The organism is Curtobacterium sp. MCBD17_008 (assembly GCF_003234475.1).
Lineage (GTDB): Bacteria > Actinomycetota > Actinomycetes > Actinomycetales > Microbacteriaceae > Curtobacterium.
In genome coordinates this window covers 74,200-95,240 of the sequence record NZ_QKTK01000011.1, presented here as the reverse complement: position 1 = coordinate 95,240, position 21,041 = coordinate 74,200, and the positions used below count along the sequence as shown (strand labels likewise).

Genomic DNA, 21,041 nt, shown 5'->3' with positions numbered 1-21,041 from the left:
GCAGAGGCGGACGCGGACGGACGCGGCCTCAGACGGACGCCGGCACGTCCGCCACCGCCGCAGCCGCGAGCCCGATGAGCTCCTCGCCCGCGAGCACGCCCTGCGCCGCGGTGACGACGAGGTTCGGCGCCGACCAACCGACGGCGTGCAGTTCGCCGTGTGCGGGGCGGATCGCGACGTCCGCCCAGGCGAGCATCTCCCGGTCGAGGAGCGAATCCCCGGCGGCGACGGTCCGGGTCGCACCGATCCGCTCGGCGACGGCGGCCAGGGCTCGTTCCTTCCGGATCGGCGCCGGGACCGCGTAGAGCTTCCGGCCCTGCACCGACACCCGCCAGCCCAGCTCGGCGAGGTCACCGGCGAACGACTCGACCGCCGCGTCCGGCAGCTCCGAGCGCTCGACGATGGCGTACACGAACAGGTCCTCGGCGCGACGGGTACGGAGGACCGCCCCGGCCGGCAGATCGGTCGCGAAGCGCTGCTCGACCTCCGGCAGCGGCGCCGACGTCGCTGCCATCTCCTCGCGGAGCGTCTCGGTCCACGCGGGGTCCGGCTCCCCGTCGTGCAGGACGACCGCACCGTTCGTGGTCACCGCCCAGCCCGTGGGCGGCAGCGGCAGGCGGATCCGCCGGTACTGTGCGACCGTCCGGGTGGTCACCGGCACGACGACGGCGGCTGCGGCGAGGTCAGCCAGGGCACGCTCCGCCGCGCGGGTCATGAAGGACAGCGGCAGGCCCTGGTACACCTCGGTGACGACGAGGGAGGGCGCAGCTTCGTCCGGGCCGCCGAGCATCAGCGCGGCGGACGAGTAGACCACGGTGCGGTCGAGGTCGAACCCGACGAGGGCGGTCATGCGTCGGCTCCAGTGGTCGTGGCGGCGGACCCGGTCACGCGGCTGCCGAGCGGGTGGATGAGCCCGACGCAGCTGTAGGAGAGGTCGGGCCGGGTCACGACCGGGACGCCGCGCTCCCGGGCGAGGGCGACGACGTGCGCGATGTCGACGTCGTCGGGATCGCGCACGAGCACCTGCCACGGCACCCGCCGGAGCAGGACGCGGGTGGTCTCACCGACGCCGGGCTTGACGAGGTGCAGGTCCTCGATGCCGTACTCGGCGCCGATCGCCTCGACCGTCCGCATGCCGCGCCAGTCGACGGCACGGGTCGTCGGTCCGCCGTCCGCGGCCACGGCCGCGTCCACCCGGGAGCGGACCGCCGCGAACCGGGCGGCGATCGTCGCGACGAAGGACCGGGAACGGTCACGGCCGGCGAGCTCGCGGTACTGCTTCGCACCGTGCAGCGTCCCCTCGGGCGTCCAGGACCGGTTGAAGACGGTCCGGGACACGAGTCCGGAGACCGTCGAGTTGAGACACGCGGAGGGCACGAGGTAGTCGTCACGGGTCCCGTGCAGCGGGGTGCACCCGGCCGGGTCGGCGAGGACGGCCAGCTCGTCGCCGAACCGCACGCCGTCGGTCGCCGCGAACCGGTCGAGCGCGTCCGTGAGTTCGCGCGTGATGGCGCCCTTCCCCGTCCACCCGTCGACGAAGACGACCTGCGCCGGGTCGTGGTGCGCCGCGAGCCAGCGGAGCGCGGTCTCGTCGATGCCGACCCCGCGGACGATGCTCGCGGTGTAGTGCTGGAGCCGGAGACCGCGCTGTTCTGCGGCCCACCGGCGCATGAGGATCCCGACCGGGGTGCCGGCGCGCGCGAGGGACACGAGCACGGCGTGCGGCCGGTCGCGGAGCACGAGGTCGGTGACGATGCCGACCGCTTCCGCGATGCGGTCGGCCGAGCGGTCGAGGGCGTCGCGGTACAGCTCCTCGTACGCCTCGGTCGGCACGTACTCGACCGGCAACGACTCGGCGTAGTTCGCGCCCTCGAGCTGGATCGCACGCTCCCGGTCGGCGGTGTCCGCCTCGAGGGCGGCGTCCGCCAGGTCCTGCAGCAGCCAGGTGACGTCGTCGGGCTCGTAGGAGCCGAAGGACGGCCCGGTGAGCGGGCGGGGAGGTGTCCCACCGTCGCGCTGCGCTCGGTCGTCGGCGTCCGCGAGCGCGCTCGTCACGAGCACGACGCGGGGGGTCACGGCGGCGAGGGCCGGGAGCAGCCCGTCCGGACCTTGCAACCGGGCCGGGTCGGTGCCCGGCTCCGGCACCACGACGACCGCGTCGAACCCGCGCACGTTGTACGCACAGCGCTCACCGGGACCGTCGACGGTGTCGTCGTGCGAGCGGTGGCGGATCCCGGACCGGATGGGCCACGCGGGGTCGTCGAGGACGGCGACGGGGGAGCGGGTGCTCGTGGAGGACAGGACGTCGGCACCCGTCCGACGGCGGAGGGCATCGGCCACCGCGAGCGGGGTCGCCATGTGCTCCTCGGTGCCGAGCACGAGGACCCGGCCCGGCGCCTCGCCGAGGACGGTCGCGAGGTCGGCGGCGGTGCCCTCGACGTCGGTGCGCGGGGTGCGGACGCGGGACGCGGGCGTGCCGGTCCGGTCGACCGCGGTGGGCGCGGCGGTCACCACGGTGACCGCGTCGGGACGGGAGGCGCGTGCCGGGTCCGGGACGGGCCTCCCGTCCGCGGTCCCGCCGCCGTCCGGCGCGACGTCGTGGCCCTCCGGGCTGTCGGCGTCGAGCGGACCGGGTGCGTCGAGCGGGGTGGCGAGGGCCGCGACGAGCTCCGCGGCCGTCGCGGGGAGGTCCGCGGGGAGCGTCACGTGCCCGCGACCGAGCGCGACCACGGCCACGGGGGCCCCGAGTTCGACGGCGAGGGCATCGGTCGCGGCGACGTCGGCGTCGGAGCGGAGGTCGACGAGTGCGGCCACCACCCACTGCCGCTGCGGTGCGAGGGCGTGCAGGGCGCGGATGGTGGCGCGCGCCGTCGCACCCGTGCTGAGCTCGTCGTCGACGAGGACGACCGTGCCGTCGGTCGGCAACCAGTCGTCGTGCGCCGGGAGCAGCCGGTGCGCGGTGGCGTGCGAGTGCGCCTCGTCGAAGCCCGCTGCCGCGGCCACACCGGGGAGCTCGTGCCGGGTGGAGTGCAGGGTCGCGGCGCCGAGCGACTCGGCGACCAGGGCGCCGAGCGCGGTCGCGGTCTCCGCGAAGCCGAGGACCAGGGCCTCGGGGTGGGTCGGACGGGAGGCCGCGAGGTCCGTCCGCAGCGTCGTCGCGGTCCGGTGGAGCGCGTCGTGTGCTGCGGCGTCGCCCGCCGAGGCCTGCGCGTCGAGCACCGCGCGGAAGCGGCCCGCGGCGCCGGCGTCGAAGCGCGCGCCGCCGTCGAGCACGTCGGCCACGCGTGCGCCGAGCGCCTCGCCGGCCAGGAGCGCGACCGCCGGTACCGTCGGGACGTGCTTCGCGAGCACCGTCGAGACGAGCAGGTGCGCCCGCTTCGGGTTGCGGCGGAGCGCGAGCCGCACGAGCGACGACAGCGGGACGGTCGTGTCGCCCGGGGCCGTCCGGTCGTCGACGAGCTCGACACCGAGGTCGGCGGGGGTCGGCAACGTGGTCGTGGTCACGGGAGGCTCCGCTCGAGCAGGTCGACGTAGGTCACGTCCGGGGTGGTCACACCGAACGCCCGGGCCCGCAGCATCGTGCGTTCCGCCCAGGCGTGGTGCGGCTTCATCTCGTTCATCTTGTTGCCGTACCTCGACGCGGCGACCCCGCCCGAGGCGTTCGCGAGCACGTCCGACGCGTCGGAGAACTCCTCGTCGCTGACCACCGACATGGCGTGCACGAGCGGCACGTGCCTCGGGTGGATGACGGTCTTGCCGGTGAGACCGTTCGCCTGGTCGAGGGTGACCTCGCGGAGGAGCCCGTCGAACCCCTCGAGGAGCAGCTGCCGGCGGAGCGCCAGGTCGCCGGCCTCCTGGAAGGGCGACGCCCGGAGCTGCGTGCGGAACACGCGGTCGGAGTCCGGGTAGTGCTCCCACACCGGCCCGGCGACGACGAAGCCGTCCCGCGCGCGGCCGAGGACGTTCACCACGTCGCCGATCACGGACGCGAGCACCTGCACGTCGTACACGGTCAGGTGCGAGGGGCGCCGGAGGCCGTACACGCTCGACAGGTCGGTGGCGCCGATGCGCACGGCGAGCACGTCCCGGCGGCGGGCGAGCAGGAGGTCGTGCACGTCGGCGAGGGCGTCCGTCCGGGACTCGCGGTGCATGATCGCCGGCGACTCCAGGATCGGCATGACGAGCAACCGACGGTCGGACCCGCGCCCGGCGTTCGCCGCGTCGAGCACCTCGAACCACCGGGCTCCGACACCGTCGCTGTTCTCGAACTTCGGCAGGACGATGCCGCTGAGCACGTCGAGCGCACGGTCGCCGAGCCGGTCCACGAGCCGGGTGAGGTGTTCGGGTGTCCGGACGCGCAGGAACAGTTGCGGCAGCGTGGCCGGGTCGGCGTCCTCGGTCAGGGTCCGGAGTGCTGCCTCCACGTTCGCCTCGGCGCGCGGCAGGTCGTCGTCGCCGACGGAGTCCTCGAGGCAGAGCACGATCGACCCGGCACCGAGCTCGGTCTGCCGGCGGACGTCGCGGACGAGGTCGGGGCGGATCCCCGGCGTGTACAGCGTCGCACCGAGGGCCACCGCGCGGAGGTCCTGGTCGCTGTCCCGGGTGACGTCCTCGGGCGGGCGGAGGAACAGCTGTTCCTGGTCGGGAACGGCGGCGAAGTGGCGCACGGATCAGACTCCGACTGTCGGGGCGGACAGGACGAACCCGAACGCGGCGAAGACGTCCCCGTCGTGGGACGCCCGGGGGAACGGCTCGGCGCGGAGCTCGAGTTCACCGTCGATGACGGAGAGCGCCAGGATCACCGTGGTGTCCGCGTCGCCGGGGTCGACGGCCAGGGTCGTGCCGTCCTGCAGGGCCACGACGAGACGCTCCTGCCCCCGGCACATCACGAGGGCACGCCGGAGATCGCGGACGTGCCGGAGGGAGACGAGGACGTCGCGCCCGTCGTACCCGACGAGCGGTCGGTTGCCGGACGTCTGCACAGCCCGTCCGGCGGTGGCGCCGTCCACCGTGGTGGCGCCGACGACGCGGTCGACGGACTCCCAGGCGACGCTCGTGGACCCGGTGATGCGCAGCGCCCCCACGGCCGACCGGCGACGGTCGATGCGGGCGACGGGCTCGTCCGGTCCGAGGACGCGGACGTCACGGGGGTCCGGTGCCGGGAAGGGACGGATCCGGGAGGCGCGCTCGGCCAGGCGACGGGCGACACGGTCCGAGCGGGTCGTACCGGACACCGGGGTGGAGGCGTGCGTGGACCGGGTCGACGGGGCGGCCGTCGTCGCCGAACCGGGAACCGAGTGGCCGGTCGTCGGCGGGGCGGAAGCCGCATGCCCCACACCGGACGTCGGTGCCGGTCGGCCGAAGGACAGGCTGAGCCCGGAACCGGAACCGCTCGCCTGCGACTGCCCGCTCGACGCCGGGGACACGTGTGGCGGCGGGGCCGGCGGCCGTCCGACGGGAGAGCCGGTGCCCGCGGTGCCGAGAGCGGGCGACGCATGCGACGCACCAGGCGTTGCGGCGCCGGGACGGGCCTCCTGGCCGGGCGGGGTGGGACGGACGCGCCGGCGGAGGAACGGGTGCCCTGCCGTCATCGCGAGCGGCCGATGCCGTGGTCGGCGCGCAGCCCCGTCAGCCCCGTCGTGTACCCCTGACCGACGGCGCGGAACTTCCACTCCGACCGGTGGCGGTACAGCTCGCCGAGGATGACCGCGTCGATCATGTGGTTGCGTTCGGACGGCAGCGGGAAGACGAGGAGTTCCCGACCGTCCGGTGTGCTCACCCGGACGGACATCGAGCGCACCGAGCCGAGGTCCTTCGGTGACCGCGGGTCCGGGTCGAGGTAGACCGCGAAGACGATCTTGTCGACCGTGTCCGGGACCGAGGCGAGGTCGACGTCGATCTCCTCCTGGTCGGACTCGTCGAGGTACCGCACCGAGGCGTCCGCGTTCTCGAGCTGGTTGAAGAACACCAGGTCGTCGTCCGACAGCACCCGTCCGTCGGGCCCGCACACGATCGCGACCGGGACGAGTTCCGCGGACGGGCCGCGGCTCGCGATCTGGTCCCACGAGATGCCGACGACCACGGCCGTGAGCCCCGGGTTCTCAGCCGTGACGGCGGCGTTCGCTCCCGGGACGAGCCGCCCGCTCACGAGTCCGCTCCACGCAGACGCAGACCCTCGTCACCGTCACCGAGGCGGTCCCGGAGGAACCGGCCGTGCGAGGAGAGCTCGGCGATCGCGCCGCTCCTGATCTGTTCGTGCATGTCCTCCACCGTCTCCGCGACGACGTCGAGTTGGCCGGCGAGGGTCGCCGTGGCGGTGCTGTCCGGGGTGCGGTCCGACGGGGGCAGGGACCGGTACGTGCGGACGGGCGTGGGCAGGTAGTCGTCGACGACGGCCTGGAACAGGTACCGCTGCTCCGTCGACGCGCCCCGGGCGATCACGGTGCCGGCGGCGTCGCGCAGCAGGTCCTCCACGTGGCGCACCCGCGAGGACACGACGGTCGGGAGGTCGGCCCCGGCGGCGCGCACGAAGGCACGGAGGTCGTCGAGGCCGGCAGCCGCGGTCGCGTCGTCGGCGGCCCCACCCGACCCGCGGACGTCGATGCGTGCGGCAGCAGCGGCCGCCGCCGACGCGGGTGTCTCGGCATCGGGGTCGGCGACACGGCGGTCCGGGTCGTCGTCGTCGCGGCCGAACAGTGCGCGGAGACGGTCACGCACGGGAGTCGACCGCGGTCGTCATCGCGTGACCGATCGCTGGTCGTCGTCGCCCTGGCGGGCCCGCTCCAGGTACGGCTTCGCGCGCTGGATGCCCGACTCGAGCGCCGAGACCGTCGACGACATGTTCTGCGCGGCCTGCGAGCGGAACGAGTCGATCGCGTCCATGGTCTGGAACACGTTGTCGAACGCCTTCTGCAGCGTCTCGACGCTCACACCGGAGTTCGTCGCCTGCTCGTGGATCCGCGTGGTCTGGTCACGGAGCATCTCGCTGGTCTGCAGGATCATCGCGTTCGTGGTGTTGTTCACCGCGTCGATCTGGTCGAGCACCATCTTCTGGTTCGCGAGGGCCTGCGCCACGACGACGGCCGTGCGGAGCGCCGCGATGGTCGTGGTGCGGGCGCGCTCGACGCCCTTGATGAGCTCCGTGTTGTTCTTCCGCACGAGGTCCATGGCCAGGTAGCCCTGCACGGACACGGCGAGCTGCGTCAGGATGTCCTGGTGCCGCTGGCGCACGGGGAACAGCACGTCGGACTCGAGCTTCTGCGCCTCGTCGACCCGACCGCCGTTCCGTAGGCTCTCGATCTTCGACACGGTGGCCGCGTCGAGGGCCTTCGCGAACACGGCGTACTCGCTCAGCTGCTGCATGGTCTCCCACAGCTGGACCTTCTCGTCAGCGAGGGTCGCGTTGTCCTTGCGGAGTTCGTCCTGCCCCGCCATGAGCGACTTGATGATCTTGTCGAGCTGGGTCTGCGCCGACTCGTAGCGCTGGAAGTACTTCGCCAGCTTGTTGCCGCCGGGGATCATGCCGAGGATCTTCCGGCCCGTGCTGAGGTCGGCCTGGTTCGGCGTGAGGTCCTCGACGGTGGAGCGCAGGTCACCGAGGGTCGTCGCGACCTTCACCTGGGCGCCGTCGCCGGTGCGCTTGGCGCCCGCCACCGAGGACTGCGAGCGCTCCAGCATGCGGGACGAGAAGCCGCCCGACCGGGCGATCTCCGAGCTCGCGATGGCGTTGATGCCGTCGACCTTCTCGGTGAACGCCGGCGACCGCGGGTCGAGGCCCGCGACCTCGTCCACGAACTCACGGGCCTGGGCCGCGATCTGCGCCTGACGACCGGCGTCCACCGGCACCATCCCCGGGGCGTCGTCCGGCGTGACGACCTCGGCGGCGTCGGCAGCGCGGAGGACGAGTGCGTCCTGGGACGGGTCGGTGGGCTCCGGCGGAGCGAGCGGTCCGGGCATCGGTGGTCTCCTGTGACGTGGTGGGAGGACGGGGTGGTGCGGAGCGGGCCAGGGTGGTGGCCCGGCGGGTCAGCTGAGGTTGACGCCGAAGTCGGTCGCGACGCCGGCGAGCCCGGACTGGTAGCCCTGGCCGACCGCACGGAACTTCCACTCGGCGCCGTTGCGGTAGATCTCCGAGAAGATCATCGCGGTCTCCGGAGCGGCGTCCTCGGACAGGTCGAAGCGCACGATCTCCGTGCCGTCCTGGTCGAGCACCCGTGAGTAGGCGCTGCGCACCTGTCCGAAGTTCTGGCGGCGGGCCTCACCCTGGTCGATCGACACCACGACGACCACGCGGTCGACGTCGGCCGGCAGGCTCTGCAGGTCGATGACGATTTGTTCGTCGTCACCGTCGCCCTGACCGGTGCGGTTGTCGCCCTTGTGCTCGACGGAACCGTCCGCGCTGCGGGGCTGGTTGTAGAAGATGAAGTCGGCGTCCGAGCGCACCTTGCCGTCGGCGCCGACGAGCAGTGCCGAGGCGTCGAGATCGAAGGCCTCGCCGGCGGTGGTGCGCGGGTCCCAACCGAGGCCGACGGTGGCGACGGTGAGTCCCGGGCTCGTCTTGGTGAGGGAGAGGTTGCCGCCCTTGCTGAGGGAGAGTCCGGCCATGATCGGTCCTTTCGGGTTGGAGGGGAGCGTCAGTCGAGCACGACGCCGTAGTCGGTCGCGACGCCGCGGAGTCCGGTGGCGTAGCCCTGGCCGACGGCGCGGAACTTCCACTCGCCGTCGTACCGGTAGATCTCGGCGAAGATCATGCCGGTCTCCGAGGCCGCGTCCTCGGTGAGGTCGAAGCGGACGACCTCGTTGCCGGTCTCGTCGTTCACCACGCGGCAGAACGCACCACGGACCTGCCCGAAGTTCTGGTGCCGGGCGTCGGCCTGGTCGATGGTGACGACGATGACGACGCGCGCGACGTCCGCGGCCACGAGGTCGAGGTCGATGAGGATCTGCTCGTCGTCCCCGTCGCCCTCACCGGTGCGGTTGTCGCCCTGGTGCACCACGGAGCCGTCGACCGACTGCAGCTGGTTGTAGAAGATGAAGTCGTCGTTCGAGCGGACCTTGCCGTTCGCGCCGACGAGCAGGGCGGAAGCGTCGAGGTCGAACTGCTCGCCCGCGGTCGTGCGCGGGTCCCAGCCGAGCCCGATCATCGCCCTGCGCAGGCCCGGGTCGGTCTTGGTCAGCGAGAGGTTGTTGCCCTTCGAGAGCGAGAGGGTCGCCATCGATCGTCCTTCCGTCGGTGCGGTGCTGCGGTGTCCGGGCGGGTCAGAGTGCGGCTGCCGCCGGACCGACGAGGTCCTGCACGGTCCGGCCGTCGGCCCGCTCACCGATCGCGGTGAAGGTCCATCCTGCTCCCGTGCGGGACACCTTCGCCATGACCATCGCGGTGTGCTGCCCGGAGTCGGTGAGCTGGTAGCGGGCGACCTCGGGAGCGCCGGCCGTCGAGTCGTCGACCACCCGGCAGAACGCGTTCTGCACGTTGTCGAACGTCTGCCGGCTGTAGCTGCTGATCACGAACACGATCTGCTGGACGGCACCGTGCACCGCGCTGAGGTCGATCCGGATGACCTCGTCGTCGCCGTCACCGTCGCCGGTCAGGTTGTCGCCGGTGTGCTGCGCGGAGCCGTCCTTGCTCCGGAGCTGGTTGAACCACACGTAGTCCACCGGCTGGCCGTCGGCACCGAAGAAGATCGCAGAGGCGTCGAGGTCGACGTCGGCTGCCTTGCGACCGAACAGGCCGCGCTTGGTCGTGACGGCGTCCCACCCGAGACCGAGCCGGACGCGGGTCAGTGCGCTCCCGTCGTTCTTCGTGAGCGAGAGCGCTTGGCCCTTCTGGAGGCTGAGACCCATGGCGGTGAACCCTTCGTCGTGGTTGCGGTGGAGCGGTCGCCCCTGGTGTCAGGAGGCGACGGGGACGTGCTGGTCGGCGGGCTGGTGCTCGCCGGTCTTGTGCTTGTTGCGGACCACCGAGGAGATGAACGCGGCGATGATGAACACGACGCCGATCAGGCCGGTGACGACCTCGTTCACCTCGGTGGTGATCGTGATGAGCAGGATCGCCGCGAGGGCACCGATCGCCCAGTGCGCACCGTGGTCGAGGTACTCGAACTCGTCCAGCGTGCCCTGTCGGACCAGGAATACGGTGAGAGACCGGACGAACAGGGCACCGATGAGGCCGAGGCCGAGCGCGATGATGATCGGGTCGGCGGTGATCGCGAAGGCGCCGATGACGCCGTCGAACGAGAACGACGCGTCGATGACCTCGAGGTAGAGGAACAGCAGGAACGCGGCCTTGCCGGCGACTGTGCCGACCTTGCGCTTGCCGCTGATCCGGTTCGCCTCGGCCACCATCTCGCCGGTGTTCTCGAACGAGTTGCCGTCGTCCTCCGGGTCGTCGACGTCGAACAGCCCGCCGAGACCGGTCACGAGGAAGTAGGTGACGAGTCCGGCGATCCCGGAGACGAGGACGATCGACTGGTGGTCGCCGGCGGTGGTGCCCGCGATCGCGAGGACCACGAGGGCCACGACGACGTTGACCATCGGGAGCTTGCCGATGAACAGCAGCGGTGCCTCGAGCCACTTCAGCCACAGGATCTCGCGTTCCTCGAACATGAAGTCGAGGAAGATCATGAGCAGGAACATGCCACCGAAGGCGGCGATCTGCGGGTGTGCCTCGTGCAGCAGGTACGCGTACGTGCCGGGCTCGTCGATCGGGCCCTTCTCGAGCGCGAGCTGGACGGCCTCGACGGGGTTGAGCGACGCCGTGACCCCGACGATGAGCAGCGGGAAGAGCACGCGCATGCCGAAGACGGCGATGACGATGCCCACGGTGAGGAACATCTTCTGCCAGAACGGGTTCATCCGCTCGAGGATGCGGGCGTTGACGACCGCGTTGTCGAAGCTGAGGCTGATCTCGAGCACGCCGAGGATGGCGGTGATGATGACCGCGCTCCACCCGCCGTACACGAGCGCCACGGCCAGGGCGATCACGGTGATGGCCAGGGACCACCCGAAGGTCTTCAGGAACACGTGCGCGGATCTCCCCATGGTGCGTGGTGCGTCGTCAGGGGGACGGCACGGTCGAGCACGCCCCGTTCGGAATGCTACATGCCCAGGGCCGAGTGGCGACGGGGCCACCGGCCGTCCGCGGTGAACGTCGGGTCACGCTTCGCCCGCATGTACTCCTGGAACGAGGTCGCCTGCTCCGAGCACCAGGCGACCTGCTTGCGGTGGAGCTCCTCGGCGCTGATCGCGAGGTCGTCGGGGTACTTCGCGGCGATGGCCTGCGCGACCCGTCCGGCGGCGATGGCGTCCGCGCCGGCGTCGTGCGCGTCGTCGAGCCGGACCCCGTAGCACGCCGACGCGGCCTCGAGCGTGCGCTTGCCCTTGCGGTAGGTGTCGAGCGCCTTGTCCATGACGAGCGGGTCGACGACGTTGCCGATGACGGGGGAGGCGATGCCGTGCCGTTTCGCCTCCCGGTCGAGGACGGTGAGGTCGTACGGGGCGTTGTAGATGACCAGGGGGATCCCGCGGGCGAACACGGCCTCGACCGCGGCGACGATCTCGGCGACGACCTCGCCGGCCGGCCGACCCTCCGCCCGTGCACGTTCGGTCGTGATCCCGTGCACCGCGGACGCCTGCTCCGGGATCGCGACACCGGGGTCGGCGAGCCACGCACCCTCGACGATGGAGCGCCCGGTCATGTCGATCAGCCCGACGTGGGCGGTGACGATGCGGGCGGTCTCGACGTCGATGCCGGTGGTCTCGAGGTCGAAGACGCCCAGCGCGTGCCACCACGGTCGGGTCGTCAGGTCCTGCGGGGGCCGGGTCGATGGGTCGACGGCGGCAGCGGGGGAGGTCACGCGGCCAGGCTAGCCAACCGCACCGACACGGCGGGACCCGCAGGACGGGTCACGGCGCACGCCGGAGGGCTTCCCTAGACTGGCGCGGATGCAACCGCCCGTGCTGTCCCCGTACCAGTCGCTCCTGGCGGCGACCCCCGTCGTGCACCGCGCGGTCCAGGTCGACGGCCGGACCACGCACTACTGGGAGTACGGGCCGGCGGTCGGCGCCGAGGGCCGTGCCCGCAACGCACCTCCGGCGACCGTGCTCGCGGTGCACGGCTTCCGTGGGGACCACCACGGGCTCGAGTCCGTCGCGGCGCACCTCGTGGCCGGGCACCCGTCGGGCGTGCGCGTCATCGTGCCCGACCTGCCCGGCTTCGGCACGTCGGACCCGCTCCCGACTGCGGACCTCGACGCGTACGTCGCCTGGGTCGACGGCTTCCACTCCGCGCTCGGACTCGACGGCGACACCGTCGTCCTCGGGCACTCGTTCGGCTCGATCGTCGTCGCCGCGTCGGTGGCCGCCGGGCTCGACACGCGCCTGCTCGTCCTCGTCAACCCCATCGCCGCCCCGGCCCTGCAGGGTCCACGGGCGATCGGCACGGCCGTCGCGATCGCGTACTACCGGCTCGGCGCCCGGCTGCCCCGTGCGCTCGGCCTCGGGCTGCTGCGCAACCGCGGGATCGTCCGCGCGATGAGCATCGCGATGCTGAAGTCCGCCGACCCGACGGTCCGCCGCTGGGTGCACGACCAGCACGACCGGTACTTCTCGGCGTTCGCGAACCGGACCAGCGTCCTCGAGGCGTTCCGGACCTCGGTCACCTCCGACGTCTCGCAGTTCGCCGACCGGATCGCGGTGCCGGTGCTCATGGTCGCCGCCGAGCGTGACGACATCACGGCCGTGCCGGAGCAGCGTGCCCTCGCGTCGCGACTCCGCGACGCCGAGCTCGTCGTCGTGCCGGAGGTCGGTCACCTCGTGCACTACGAGACGCCGGCCGCGGCGGCCGCGGCGGTCCTGCGCCGGATGGCGGACCCCGCCCCGGGCGCTCCCGGCCGACGGAAGCGGGCGAGCACCCCACGCCGGGCGAGCGCCACGCGCCGACCGACCGCGCCGGAGGGACCGAACGCTCCCGAGGGACCGACCGGTGGCGCTGCGGACCGCACTCGCCGGACGGGAGGCGACCCCTCGTGACGCGCCTGCGCATCGGCATCGACTGCCGGTACGTCCGGATCGGTCGACACGACGGGATCAGCCGCTTCACCGCGGGGATCGCCGCGCACCTGCCCGACCGACACGACCACGTCCTGCTCGTGTCCGACGAACGCCAGCTGGCCTCGCTGCCCGGGGGAGTGTCGTGGGAACGCATCCCGGCGCCGACCGACCCCGGCGAGCCCCTCGTCGCGCGGCACGTCAACCGGCTCGGCCTCGACGCGGTCTTCTCGCCCATGCAGACGATGGGCTCACGCGGGCGCCGGTACGCGCTCGTGCTGACCCTGCACGACCTCATCTACTACCGGAACCGGACGCCACCGCGGGAGTTCGCGTGGCCGCTGCGTCTCGGCTGGCGGGCATTCCACCTGGCGTGGTGGCCGCAGCGCCTCCTGCTGAACGGGGCCGACGGTGTCGTGACCGTCTCCGGGACGACGGCGGGCCTCATCGCCGAGCACCGTCTCACGACCCGCCCGGTCACCGTCGCGTACAACGCGGCCGACCCGGCCGAGCCACGGGCCGCCGACGGTGGACGGACGAAGTCGCTCGTGTACATGGGCTCGTTCATGCCGTACAAGAACGTCGAGACGCTCGCCGCGGCGCTGCCCCTGCTCGGTCCGGACTGGACGCTGCACTGCATGTCCCGTGTCACCGCCGCCGACCGCACGCGGTTGCAGCGGCTCGCGCCCGCCGGCGCGCTCGTGTTCCACGACGGAGCGACCGACGACGAGTACCTCGCCGTCCTCCGCTCCGCCACGGCGCTCGCGACCGCCTCGTTCGACGAGGGGTTCGGCATCCCGCTCGTCGAGGCGATGGGCGTCGGCACACCGGTCGTCGTCAGCGACGTCCCGATCTTCCGCGAGATCGGCGGCGACGCGGCGGAGTACTTCGACCCGTCGTCACCGTCCGCCGTCGCGGCCGCCGTCCGCCGCCTGGAGGCCCGCTGGGACGCAGCGTCGTCGGCCTCCGTCGCGCAGGCGGCCCGGTTCCGGTGGCAAGACTCCGCCGAGCGCGTCACGCAGGCGGTCGAGCGGGCCGTGGCCGACCGGTCGCGGCGTCGGCGGAGCTGAGGGCGCGGCCGGACCGCTAGCGGCACGCCGGACGGCACGGCGGAGCGGACGGGACGGCGGAGGAGACCGGACGGTCCGACCCGTCAGGGATGACGGGTGCGGACCTGGACGCCCGGGAACACGTCGTCCCCGACCGCCTCGGCAGCGGCGGCGACCGCGGCGAAGCCCACGCCCTGGCCGTGCGTGGTGACGACCACGTCCTGTGCGGCGGGGGCGTCCGACCGACCGTCGGTCGCGTCGGCGAAGACGCAGGTCACCGTGAGCACGCCGCCGATCGCCGCGAGGCCGTCGGCGAGCTCGAGTCGCCGTTGGCTCGTCTCGGGGGAGTCCGAGACCCCGACCCGCACGGCACCGAGGTCGAGCGTCGCCCAGATGCGGACGCCCGAGCCGGAGGAGTCGGCGGACGCGGTGCTCAGGGCGGTCACGAGCGCCCGTCTGTCAGCGGCGGGGAGGTCGGGCTCGGCATGCACCACCGCGGTGACGTCGTAGCCCGCGAACGAGGTCTTCTCCGTCCGGGGCGCGTCCACGGCGGCGACGCCCGGCAGCGCGGCGGCAGCGGTCACGAAGCGGCGCCCGTCCGCGTCGGGCTGCGGGAACACGCCGCCGACCCCACGCTGGACCTGGCCGAGGATGACTCCGAGCACCAGGACGAGGACCGCGGCCACCACGACCACGCCGACGACGACCAGGGTCCCGGCCCGGAGCCGTTCGCCGCCCGTGCGGGTCCGGACGGAGGCCGTGTCCGGCCCGAACGTGGCATCGAGGTCGTCGTCGTCGCCCCACGGATCGCGACGGAGGGCGTCGCCCTCCCGGGAGCGGTCGCCGGCATGCCGTCCACCTGCGTTCACTGCCTCACCTCGCAGCGGCGTCCCGGTCGTCGGGCCGCCGTGCACCGGAGGCTAGTCCGACGCTGCCCGGCACGCTCCCCGGATGGGCGGCGTCAGCCTCGGCGCTCGAGCGGGTTCTGGTACTCGAACGCGTACCGGCCCGGGGCGTCCGACAGGTCGTCGATGGGGTCGTCGGAGCGGACCAGTTCGGCACGGAAGCGCTCGGGGTCCCACCGGAAGGTGTGCACCGACCCGTTGCGGATCGGGACCGTCGACCGCTCGACCGTCCCGGGTGCGGCGGCGTCGACGACGGTCCGGATCACCGCGCCGTGGGTCGCGACGACGACCGCGCCGCCGTCGTAGCGCACGGCGATCTCGGCGAGCGTCTCGGTCACCCGGTCGAGGAGCGCCGCGCGGGACTCGCGCCCGGGGACGGCGTCGTGCGGCCAGAGCTCCGCGATCTCGACGTGGGTCAGACCCTCCGCCTCGCCGTAGGAGCGTTCCCGGAGACCGTCGTACGCCGCCGGGGCGGCCAACCCGAGGTGGTCGGCGATGATCGTCCCGGTCTCGAGGGCCCGGGACAGGGGCGACGAGACGACGGCGTCGAACGACCGGCGTGCCAGGAGCGCGGCGGTCTCGGCCGCCTGCCGTCGCCCGGTGTCGTTGAGGGGCACGTCCGTCGACCCCTGGATGCGCCGTTGCCGGTTCCAGTCGGTCTCGCCGTGTCGGACCAGGCAGAGGAGGGTCGTCACCCGTCGATCATCGCAGACGCGGTGAGCCGGGCCGCGAGCTCGACGAGGGTCTCGGTCGTCCCGGCGTCGAGCTTCACCGCGGCACGACGGTCGCTCCGCGTGGCGCCCCGGTTGACGATGACGACCGGTCGCCTGCGCCGCGTCGCGTGGTCGAGGAGCCGGACGCCGGAGTTCACGGTGAGCGACGACCCGACGACGAGGAGCGCGTCCGCCTCGGCGACGATGGACACGGCCTCACGGAACTTCTCGGCGGGCACGAACTCGCCGAAGAACACCACGTCGGGCTTGAGCACGCCGCCGCACACGGTGCAGTCCGGCACGCGGAACCGCTCGACGTCGGTGATCTCGACGTCCCCGTCCGGCTGCAGCTGCACCGTCCCGGGCTCGTCGATCCAGGGGTTGTCACGGTCGAGCACCGCGGCGAGGTCGGCGCGGGAGAAGACCTGCCCGCACGTCAGGCACACCGCCCGGTCCATCGAGCCGTGCACCTCGACCACCCGACGCGATCCGGCGCGCAGGTGCAGCCCGTCGACGTTCTGGGTGACGATGCCGCTCACCACGCCGGCCTGTTCGAGCTCCGCGAGCGCGCGGTGCCCGTCGTTCGGGCGTGCCGCGGCGAAGGTCCGCCAGCCGAGGTGCGACCCGGCCCAGTAGCGCTGCCGCTTGGCGGGATCGGCGAGGAACTCCTGGAAGGTCATCGGCTTGCGGACCACCCGGCCTGCTCCGCGGTAGTCCGGGATCCCGGAGTCGGTGCTGACACCCGCGCCGGTGAGCACGGCGATGCGCCTGCCCTGCAGGACCGCGACCGCCTGCTCGAACGCGGCAGCGGTCGCACCGGTCGTCGCGGTGTCGTCCGTCGCGCTGTCGTCCGTCGCGGTGTCGTCCCCCGCGGTGTCGTCCGCAGTGCCGTCGCTCGTCGCCATCGTGTCCACGGTACCCTCAACCGCCGAGCGTCCCCGGGCCTTCCCCGTGCGGCCGCCGCCCCGGACCGGGACCCGCGCCACCGGGCCCGAGCCGGACCACCACCGCCCCCCCCCGACCGGAACGAGCACCGTGCACCCCGTCCGCATCGACTCCCTCGACGACCCGCGCCTCGACGACTTCGCGCGCCTGACCGACGTCGCGCTCCGACGGGTCACCGAGCCCGAGGGCGGCCTGTACATCGCTGAGTCGAACACGGTCATCGAGCGCGCGGTCCGGGCCGGTCACGTCCCGCGGAGCGTGCTCGTACAGGAGAAGTGGCTCGACAGCGTCCTGCCCTTGGTCGACGGGCACGACGGCCCGGTGTTCGTCGGGTCGGACGCCCTCCTCGAGGAGCTGACCGGCTTCCGGATGCACCGCGGGGCGATCGCCGCGATGCACCGCCCTTCGCTGCCGTCCGTGGCCGACGTCGTCCGCGACGCACGCCTCGTGGTGGTCCTCGAGGACGTCGTCGACCACACGAACGTCGGCGCGGTGTTCCGCAGCGTCGCCGGGCTCGGTGCCGACGCGGTGCTCGTCAGCCCGCGGTGCGCCGACCCCCTGTACCGGCGGAGCGTCCGGGTGAGCATGGGCACCGTGCTGCAGGTGCCCTGGACACGCATCGGGGAGTGGCCGGCGGCGGGCGAGGACCTCCGCGCCCAGGGCTTCCACGTGGCCGCGATGGCGCTCACCGACCGCTCCGTCGACCTGGAGGCCTTCGTCGCGGACGTCCCCGAGCGCGTCGCGCTCGTGATGGGCACGGAGGGCCAGGGCCTGACGCCCGCGGCGGTCGCCGCCGCGGACACCACCGTGCGGATCCCGATGCACCACGGGGTGGACTCGTTGAACGTGGCCGCGGCGAGCGCCGTCGGTCTCTGGGCGGTCGCGCACGCGCAGCGCTCGCGCTGACCGGTGCGGTCCGTCGGCCGACCCGACAGGCGACCGGAGGGCCCGAGGCGCCACGCGCCGACGGTGCCGGTCCCAGGGACGCGCCCCGGGCCTCCAGTACGATCCGGTCTCGTGCCGAACGTCGTCCGCCGCCCCCGCTCCGCGCTCCGGAGGCCCGTGACGCTCGCCGTGGTCGCCGTCCTCCTGCTGGTCGCCGCGTTCCTGGCCGCGGCCGCCCTCGTGCCGTTCGCCCCGGCAACCGCGAGCACCGCGACCTACGAGGCACCCAGGGTGCGCGCGCCGGAGCTCAGGTTCCCGGACTACGGTGCCACCGCTGTCGAGGCCGAGGGGTTCCCGGAGAGTCTCACGACCAGCGGGGACCGGCAGCAGCGGTCGATCGCGAGCATCTCGAAGATCGTGACGGCGCTCGTCGTGCTCGAGGAGAAGCCCCTCCCGGTCGGGAAGCAGGGGCCGTCGGTCCGGTTCACGCCGGCGATGGAAGCGTTGTACGCGGAGTACGCGGCGCTGAACGGTGAGGTCGCCCCGCTGCCGGCCGACGGGCGGATGTCCGAGTACCGGGTGCTGCAGGTGGCGCTCATGGAGTCGGCGAACAACTACGCGGGGTCACTCGCCCTCTGGGCGTTCGGGTCGATGGACGCCTACCGTGCCGCAGCCGCGACGTGGCTCGACGACCACGGGCTGGACGACACCACGATCGTCGAACCGACCGGCCTCGACCCACGCAACCGGTCGACGGCGACCGACCTGGTGGACCTCGGGCAGCTCGCGCTCGCGGAGCCGGTGGTCAAGGAGGTCGTCGGCACGGCATCGGTGACGGTCCCGGGTGTCGGCGAGATCGAGAACTCGAACAAGCTGCTCGGCATGGACGGTGTCGAGGGGATCAAGACCGGCACCCTCGACGAAGCGGGAGCGTGCCTGCTCTTCGCCGCCACTTACGAGCGTGGCGGCCGACCGGTGACCGTCGTCGGCGCCATGCTCGGCGGGGTCGACCACGACGCGCTCGACGCGGACGTCCGGCGGCTGCTGCACTCGGTCGCGGACGACTTCCACGTGGTGACCCTGACGAACGAGGGACAGACGTTCGGCACGTACACGGCACCGTGGCAGGACGAGGTCGACGCGACCGCGAGCCGGGCGGCGTCCGTCCTGGTGTGGGGGAGCACGACCGTCTCGGCGGAGACGACGCTCGAGCCGGTGACGCTCGGTGCGGCGGGCGAGCGCGTCGGCCGCGTGCGGTTCACCGTCGAGCACCACGACCCGGTCACGGTGCCGCTCGAGCTCGACGCCGCGATCGAGGACCCGGGCGTCTGGTGGCGGTGGACGAACCCGTTCCGCGGCGTGGAGCTCGACCCGGGCGCGCTGGCGGGCTAACGGGCAGGTCCCGCGGCCGGCCGTCCGCCGTCGTGCGGGCCCGGCCGGTCCGACGACGGTGCGGCGGTCGGCACCGCGGACTCGAGCGTCTCGAGCGCCCACCCGGTGTCCGCGGTCGGCGGAGCATGGACGAGGTGCAGCGCGAGGCCGTCGACCAGGGCGTGCAGCCGGCGGGCCGCGGTGTCCAGCTCGTCCGGGGCGGCCGCCGGTGTCAGGAGTGCGAGCAGCGACCGGCACGCCCGGGCCAGGGCTCGTTCCGTCTCGGCATGGGCGCCGCGAGCGTCCGGGTCGGTCAGGGCGAGTGACCCGAGGGTGAGCCACACCTCCGTCTCGGAGCGTCGGTCGGCGTCGAGGGGCAGCAGCTCGGCCAAGCAGGCGAGCACGAACGCTCGCGGGTCGACGGCGGGGTCGACGGTGACGGCGTCCATCCGTGCCTGCACCCGTTCGCCGACGAGCCGGAGGCAGTACGTCCGCAGTGCCACCTGCGTCGGGAAGGCGCGCCGGAGGGACGCGGTGGCGAGGCCGGCCTCCTCGGCGACCCGACGGACGGAGAACCCCGGGAGCCCGTCGCGGGCGAGGACACGCCAGGCGGCGGCGGCGATGACGGCGTCACGTTCGTCGTGGTCGATGAGGCGGGGCACGTGCCGATCGTACACAGTCGTACTACCATGACGAGTGTGAACACACTCGTACCAACAACAACACTGGTCGCCCCGTGATCGCCGTCATCGTCGCCTGCGAGGTGGGCTTCTGGATCGCGGTCCTCGGCGGCCTGACCCTGCGGTCGGTGGCCGGGATGCCGCGGCTCGGCGCCGCGGTCCTCGTGCTCGCGCCCGTGCTCGACGCCGTGCTCCTGGTCGTCACCGCGATCGACCTCCGCGCCGGGGGATCGGCCACGTGGGAGCACGGACTCGCCGCGCTCTACATCGGCTTCTCGGTCACCTACGGGCACCGCATGATGCGCTGGGCGGACCGGCACCTCGCACGCCTCCGGACCGGGCAGGCACTCCCCGCGAAGCCACTCGGCTGGGCGTACACGCGGAAGTGCTGGGCCGACGTCGTGCGCACGGTGATCGCCGCCGCGCTGTCCGCGGCCGTGCTCGCCGGGCTGATCGCCTGGGGTGGACCGGGGACACCGGGGATCGAGCCGCTCGTCGCCTGGTTCCCGGTGCTCGGCGTCGTCGTGGCCGTCGAACTGCTCTGGGCGCTCGGCTACACCGTGTGGCCGAAGCGGGCGACCCCGGCCTGAGCGGCAGCGTCGGCGTGCGCGGAGACCACGCCGGGCACGCGGTCCGGGTGGGACCGTCGGCCTCGGTGCTCAGTCGCGCCGGGTGACCGGCTGCAGGGTGGTCCGCTTCGCCGTGACGCCGTCACCGGAGGACGTCCGCCGCACGCGTCGCACGACCCAGGGCAGGAGGTACTCCTTCGCCCAACCCAGGTCCTCGACCCGCGCCTCCCGCCACGGTCGGGCGGCGAGCGGCTCCGGCACCGACGGTCCGAGTGCGTGCGGGACACCGAGCGTGTCGAGCACGGCGGCCGCGACGGTCGCGTGCCCGAGCGGTGAGTGGTGCAGCCGGTCCGGCGCCCACATCCGCGGGTCCCGGAGGACCCGGAGCGCCCAGAGGTTCGTCACGAGTGCGCCGTGCTTGAGTGCGATGGCGTGCAGGTGCTCGTTGTAGACCGCGGTCTTCCCGCGGACCATGCCGAGCACCGGCGTGGTCCCGACGTCCGGTCCGGTGAAGAGCACCACGGTCGCACCGTCCCGGCGGAGCTGCTCCACCATCCCGTCGTACCGTTCGGCGAGCTCGTCCGGGTCGGAACCGGGACGGATGACGTCGTTCCCGCCGGCGGACACCGTGACGAGGTCCGGTCCGAGGGCGAGCGCCGCCTCCACCTGCTCGTCGACGATCTGCCGGAGCAGGCGCCCCCGCACCGCGAGGTTGGCGTACGCGAAGTCCTCGTCCGTGCCGTCCGCGAGCGCGTCCGCCACGCGGTCGGCCCACCCGCGGTGCCCGCCGACGGACGACGGGTCCGGGTCGCCGATGCCCTCGGTGAAGGAGTCACCGATGGCGACGAACCTGGTCCAGGGATGACGGTCTGACACG

Annotated in this window: 22 protein-coding genes; 5 read left to right on the top strand and 17 right to left on the bottom strand. The window is 73.1% G+C overall.

Features of this window, described 5'->3' with window-relative positions:
- Nucleotides 1-28: 28 nt before the first annotated feature.
- From DEI95_RS11580 to DEI95_RS11525, 12 genes are all read right to left on the bottom strand, one after another.
- Nucleotides 29-850, bottom strand: a complete 822-nt coding sequence (locus DEI95_RS11580; protein WP_111060307.1) for an HAD family hydrolase — start codon at nucleotides 848-850, stop codon at nucleotides 29-31.
- Complete coding sequence (locus DEI95_RS11575) at nucleotides 847-3,504, bottom strand: phosphoribosyltransferase domain-containing protein (protein WP_111060306.1); 2,658 nt, start codon at nucleotides 3,502-3,504, stop codon at nucleotides 847-849. The genes DEI95_RS11580 and DEI95_RS11575 overlap by 4 nt, the downstream gene beginning before the upstream one ends.
- Nucleotides 3,501-4,667 carry an HpcH/HpaI aldolase/citrate lyase family protein gene (locus DEI95_RS11570; RefSeq protein ID WP_110900216.1) on the bottom strand — a complete coding sequence of 389 codons (1,167 nt, stop codon included), beginning with the start codon at nucleotides 4,665-4,667 and terminating at the stop codon, nucleotides 3,501-3,503. Before DEI95_RS11570 ends, DEI95_RS11575 begins: the two co-directional genes overlap by 4 nt.
- Before the next feature lie 3 nt (nucleotides 4,668-4,670).
- A complete protein-coding gene (locus DEI95_RS11565; protein WP_146243649.1) occupies nucleotides 4,671-5,234 on the bottom strand; it encodes a hypothetical protein in 564 nt (187 codons plus the stop codon).
- Nucleotides 5,235-5,587: 353 nt separating this feature from the next.
- Nucleotides 5,588-6,148, bottom strand: a complete 561-nt coding sequence (locus DEI95_RS11560; protein WP_110824996.1) for a TerD family protein — start codon at nucleotides 6,146-6,148, stop codon at nucleotides 5,588-5,590.
- Complete coding sequence (locus tag DEI95_RS11555) at nucleotides 6,145-6,717, bottom strand: hypothetical protein (protein WP_110900218.1); 573 nt, start codon at nucleotides 6,715-6,717, stop codon at nucleotides 6,145-6,147. The genes DEI95_RS11560 and DEI95_RS11555 overlap by 4 nt, the downstream gene beginning before the upstream one ends.
- Nucleotides 6,718-6,735: 18 nt before the next feature.
- The gene (locus DEI95_RS11550; protein ID WP_110824994.1) at nucleotides 6,736-7,956 is read right to left on the bottom strand and encodes a toxic anion resistance protein; all 1,221 of its coding nucleotides are present in this window, start codon (nucleotides 7,954-7,956) and stop codon (nucleotides 6,736-6,738) included.
- Nucleotides 7,957-8,025: 69 nt separating this feature from the next.
- Nucleotides 8,026-8,604 (bottom strand): TerD family protein, encoded by a 579-nt coding sequence (locus DEI95_RS11545; protein WP_110824993.1) that lies wholly within the window; start codon nucleotides 8,602-8,604, stop codon nucleotides 8,026-8,028.
- A 29-nt stretch (nucleotides 8,605-8,633) separates the two neighbouring features.
- Nucleotides 8,634-9,215, bottom strand: coding sequence for a TerD family protein (locus DEI95_RS11540; RefSeq protein WP_110824992.1), 582 nt, complete (start codon nucleotides 9,213-9,215; stop codon nucleotides 8,634-8,636).
- Nucleotides 9,216-9,258: 43 nt separating this feature from the next.
- On the bottom strand, nucleotides 9,259-9,843 hold the full coding sequence (locus DEI95_RS11535; protein ID WP_110824991.1) for a TerD family protein: 585 nt from the start codon (nucleotides 9,841-9,843) through the stop codon (nucleotides 9,259-9,261).
- A 48-nt stretch (nucleotides 9,844-9,891) separates the two neighbouring features.
- On the bottom strand, nucleotides 9,892-11,040 hold the full coding sequence (locus DEI95_RS11530; protein WP_258365884.1) for a DUF475 domain-containing protein: 1,149 nt from the start codon (nucleotides 11,038-11,040) through the stop codon (nucleotides 9,892-9,894).
- A gap of 56 nt (nucleotides 11,041-11,096) precedes the next feature.
- A complete protein-coding gene (locus DEI95_RS11525) occupies nucleotides 11,097-11,855 on the bottom strand; it encodes a 3'-5' exonuclease (RefSeq protein WP_375342308.1) in 759 nt (252 codons plus the stop codon).
- Nucleotides 11,856-11,943: 88 nt separating this feature from the next.
- On the opposite strand from DEI95_RS11525, the gene DEI95_RS11520 reads away from it, so the two are divergent.
- Nucleotides 11,944-13,029, top strand: a complete 1,086-nt coding sequence (locus DEI95_RS11520) for an alpha/beta fold hydrolase (protein WP_111060304.1) — start codon at nucleotides 11,944-11,946, stop codon at nucleotides 13,027-13,029.
- A 5-nt stretch (nucleotides 13,030-13,034) separates the two neighbouring features.
- Nucleotides 13,035-14,117, top strand: coding sequence for a glycosyltransferase family 1 protein (locus DEI95_RS11515; RefSeq protein ID WP_111060324.1), 1,083 nt, complete (start codon nucleotides 13,035-13,037; stop codon nucleotides 14,115-14,117).
- 83 nt (nucleotides 14,118-14,200) lie between these two features.
- Here the strand turns inward: DEI95_RS11515 and DEI95_RS11510 are convergent, their stop codons facing one another.
- From DEI95_RS11510 to DEI95_RS11500, 3 genes are all read right to left on the bottom strand, one after another.
- On the bottom strand, nucleotides 14,201-14,965 hold the full coding sequence (locus DEI95_RS11510; RefSeq protein WP_111060303.1) for a hypothetical protein: 765 nt from the start codon (nucleotides 14,963-14,965) through the stop codon (nucleotides 14,201-14,203).
- 92 nt (nucleotides 14,966-15,057) lie between these two features.
- Nucleotides 15,058-15,696: a histidine phosphatase family protein gene (locus DEI95_RS11505; RefSeq protein WP_111060302.1), complete on the bottom strand. Its 639-nt coding sequence runs from the start codon at nucleotides 15,694-15,696 to the stop codon at nucleotides 15,058-15,060.
- On the bottom strand, nucleotides 15,693-16,619 hold the full coding sequence (locus tag DEI95_RS11500; protein ID WP_110900221.1) for an NAD-dependent protein deacetylase: 927 nt from the start codon (nucleotides 16,617-16,619) through the stop codon (nucleotides 15,693-15,695). The genes DEI95_RS11505 and DEI95_RS11500 overlap by 4 nt, the downstream gene beginning before the upstream one ends.
- A gap of 130 nt (nucleotides 16,620-16,749) precedes the next feature.
- On the opposite strand from DEI95_RS11500, the gene DEI95_RS11495 reads away from it, so the two are divergent.
- A complete protein-coding gene (locus DEI95_RS11495) occupies nucleotides 16,750-17,565 on the top strand; it encodes an RNA methyltransferase (RefSeq protein ID WP_110824985.1) in 816 nt (271 codons plus the stop codon).
- 111 nt (nucleotides 17,566-17,676) lie between these two features.
- A complete protein-coding gene (locus DEI95_RS11490) occupies nucleotides 17,677-18,936 on the top strand; it encodes a D-alanyl-D-alanine carboxypeptidase family protein (protein WP_181436306.1) in 1,260 nt (419 codons plus the stop codon).
- Here the strand turns inward: DEI95_RS11490 and DEI95_RS11485 are convergent.
- The gene (locus DEI95_RS11485; RefSeq protein ID WP_181436304.1) at nucleotides 18,933-19,577 is read right to left on the bottom strand and encodes a TetR/AcrR family transcriptional regulator; all 645 of its coding nucleotides are present in this window, start codon (nucleotides 19,575-19,577) and stop codon (nucleotides 18,933-18,935) included. The two genes, DEI95_RS11490 and DEI95_RS11485, sit on opposite strands and share 4 nt — an antisense overlap.
- Nucleotides 19,578-19,651: 74 nt before the next feature.
- Here DEI95_RS11485 and DEI95_RS11480 point away from each other — a divergent pair, with 74 nt between their 5' ends.
- Entirely contained in the window at nucleotides 19,652-20,185 is a 534-nt protein-coding gene (locus tag DEI95_RS11480) for a hypothetical protein (protein ID WP_110824982.1), read from the top strand.
- 69 nt (nucleotides 20,186-20,254) lie between these two features.
- On the opposite strand, the gene DEI95_RS11475 is transcribed toward DEI95_RS11480, so the two are convergent.
- Nucleotides 20,255-21,040, bottom strand: coding sequence for an SGNH/GDSL hydrolase family protein (locus DEI95_RS11475; protein WP_111060299.1), 786 nt, complete (start codon nucleotides 21,038-21,040; stop codon nucleotides 20,255-20,257).
- Nucleotide 21,041: the final 1 nt, after the last annotated feature.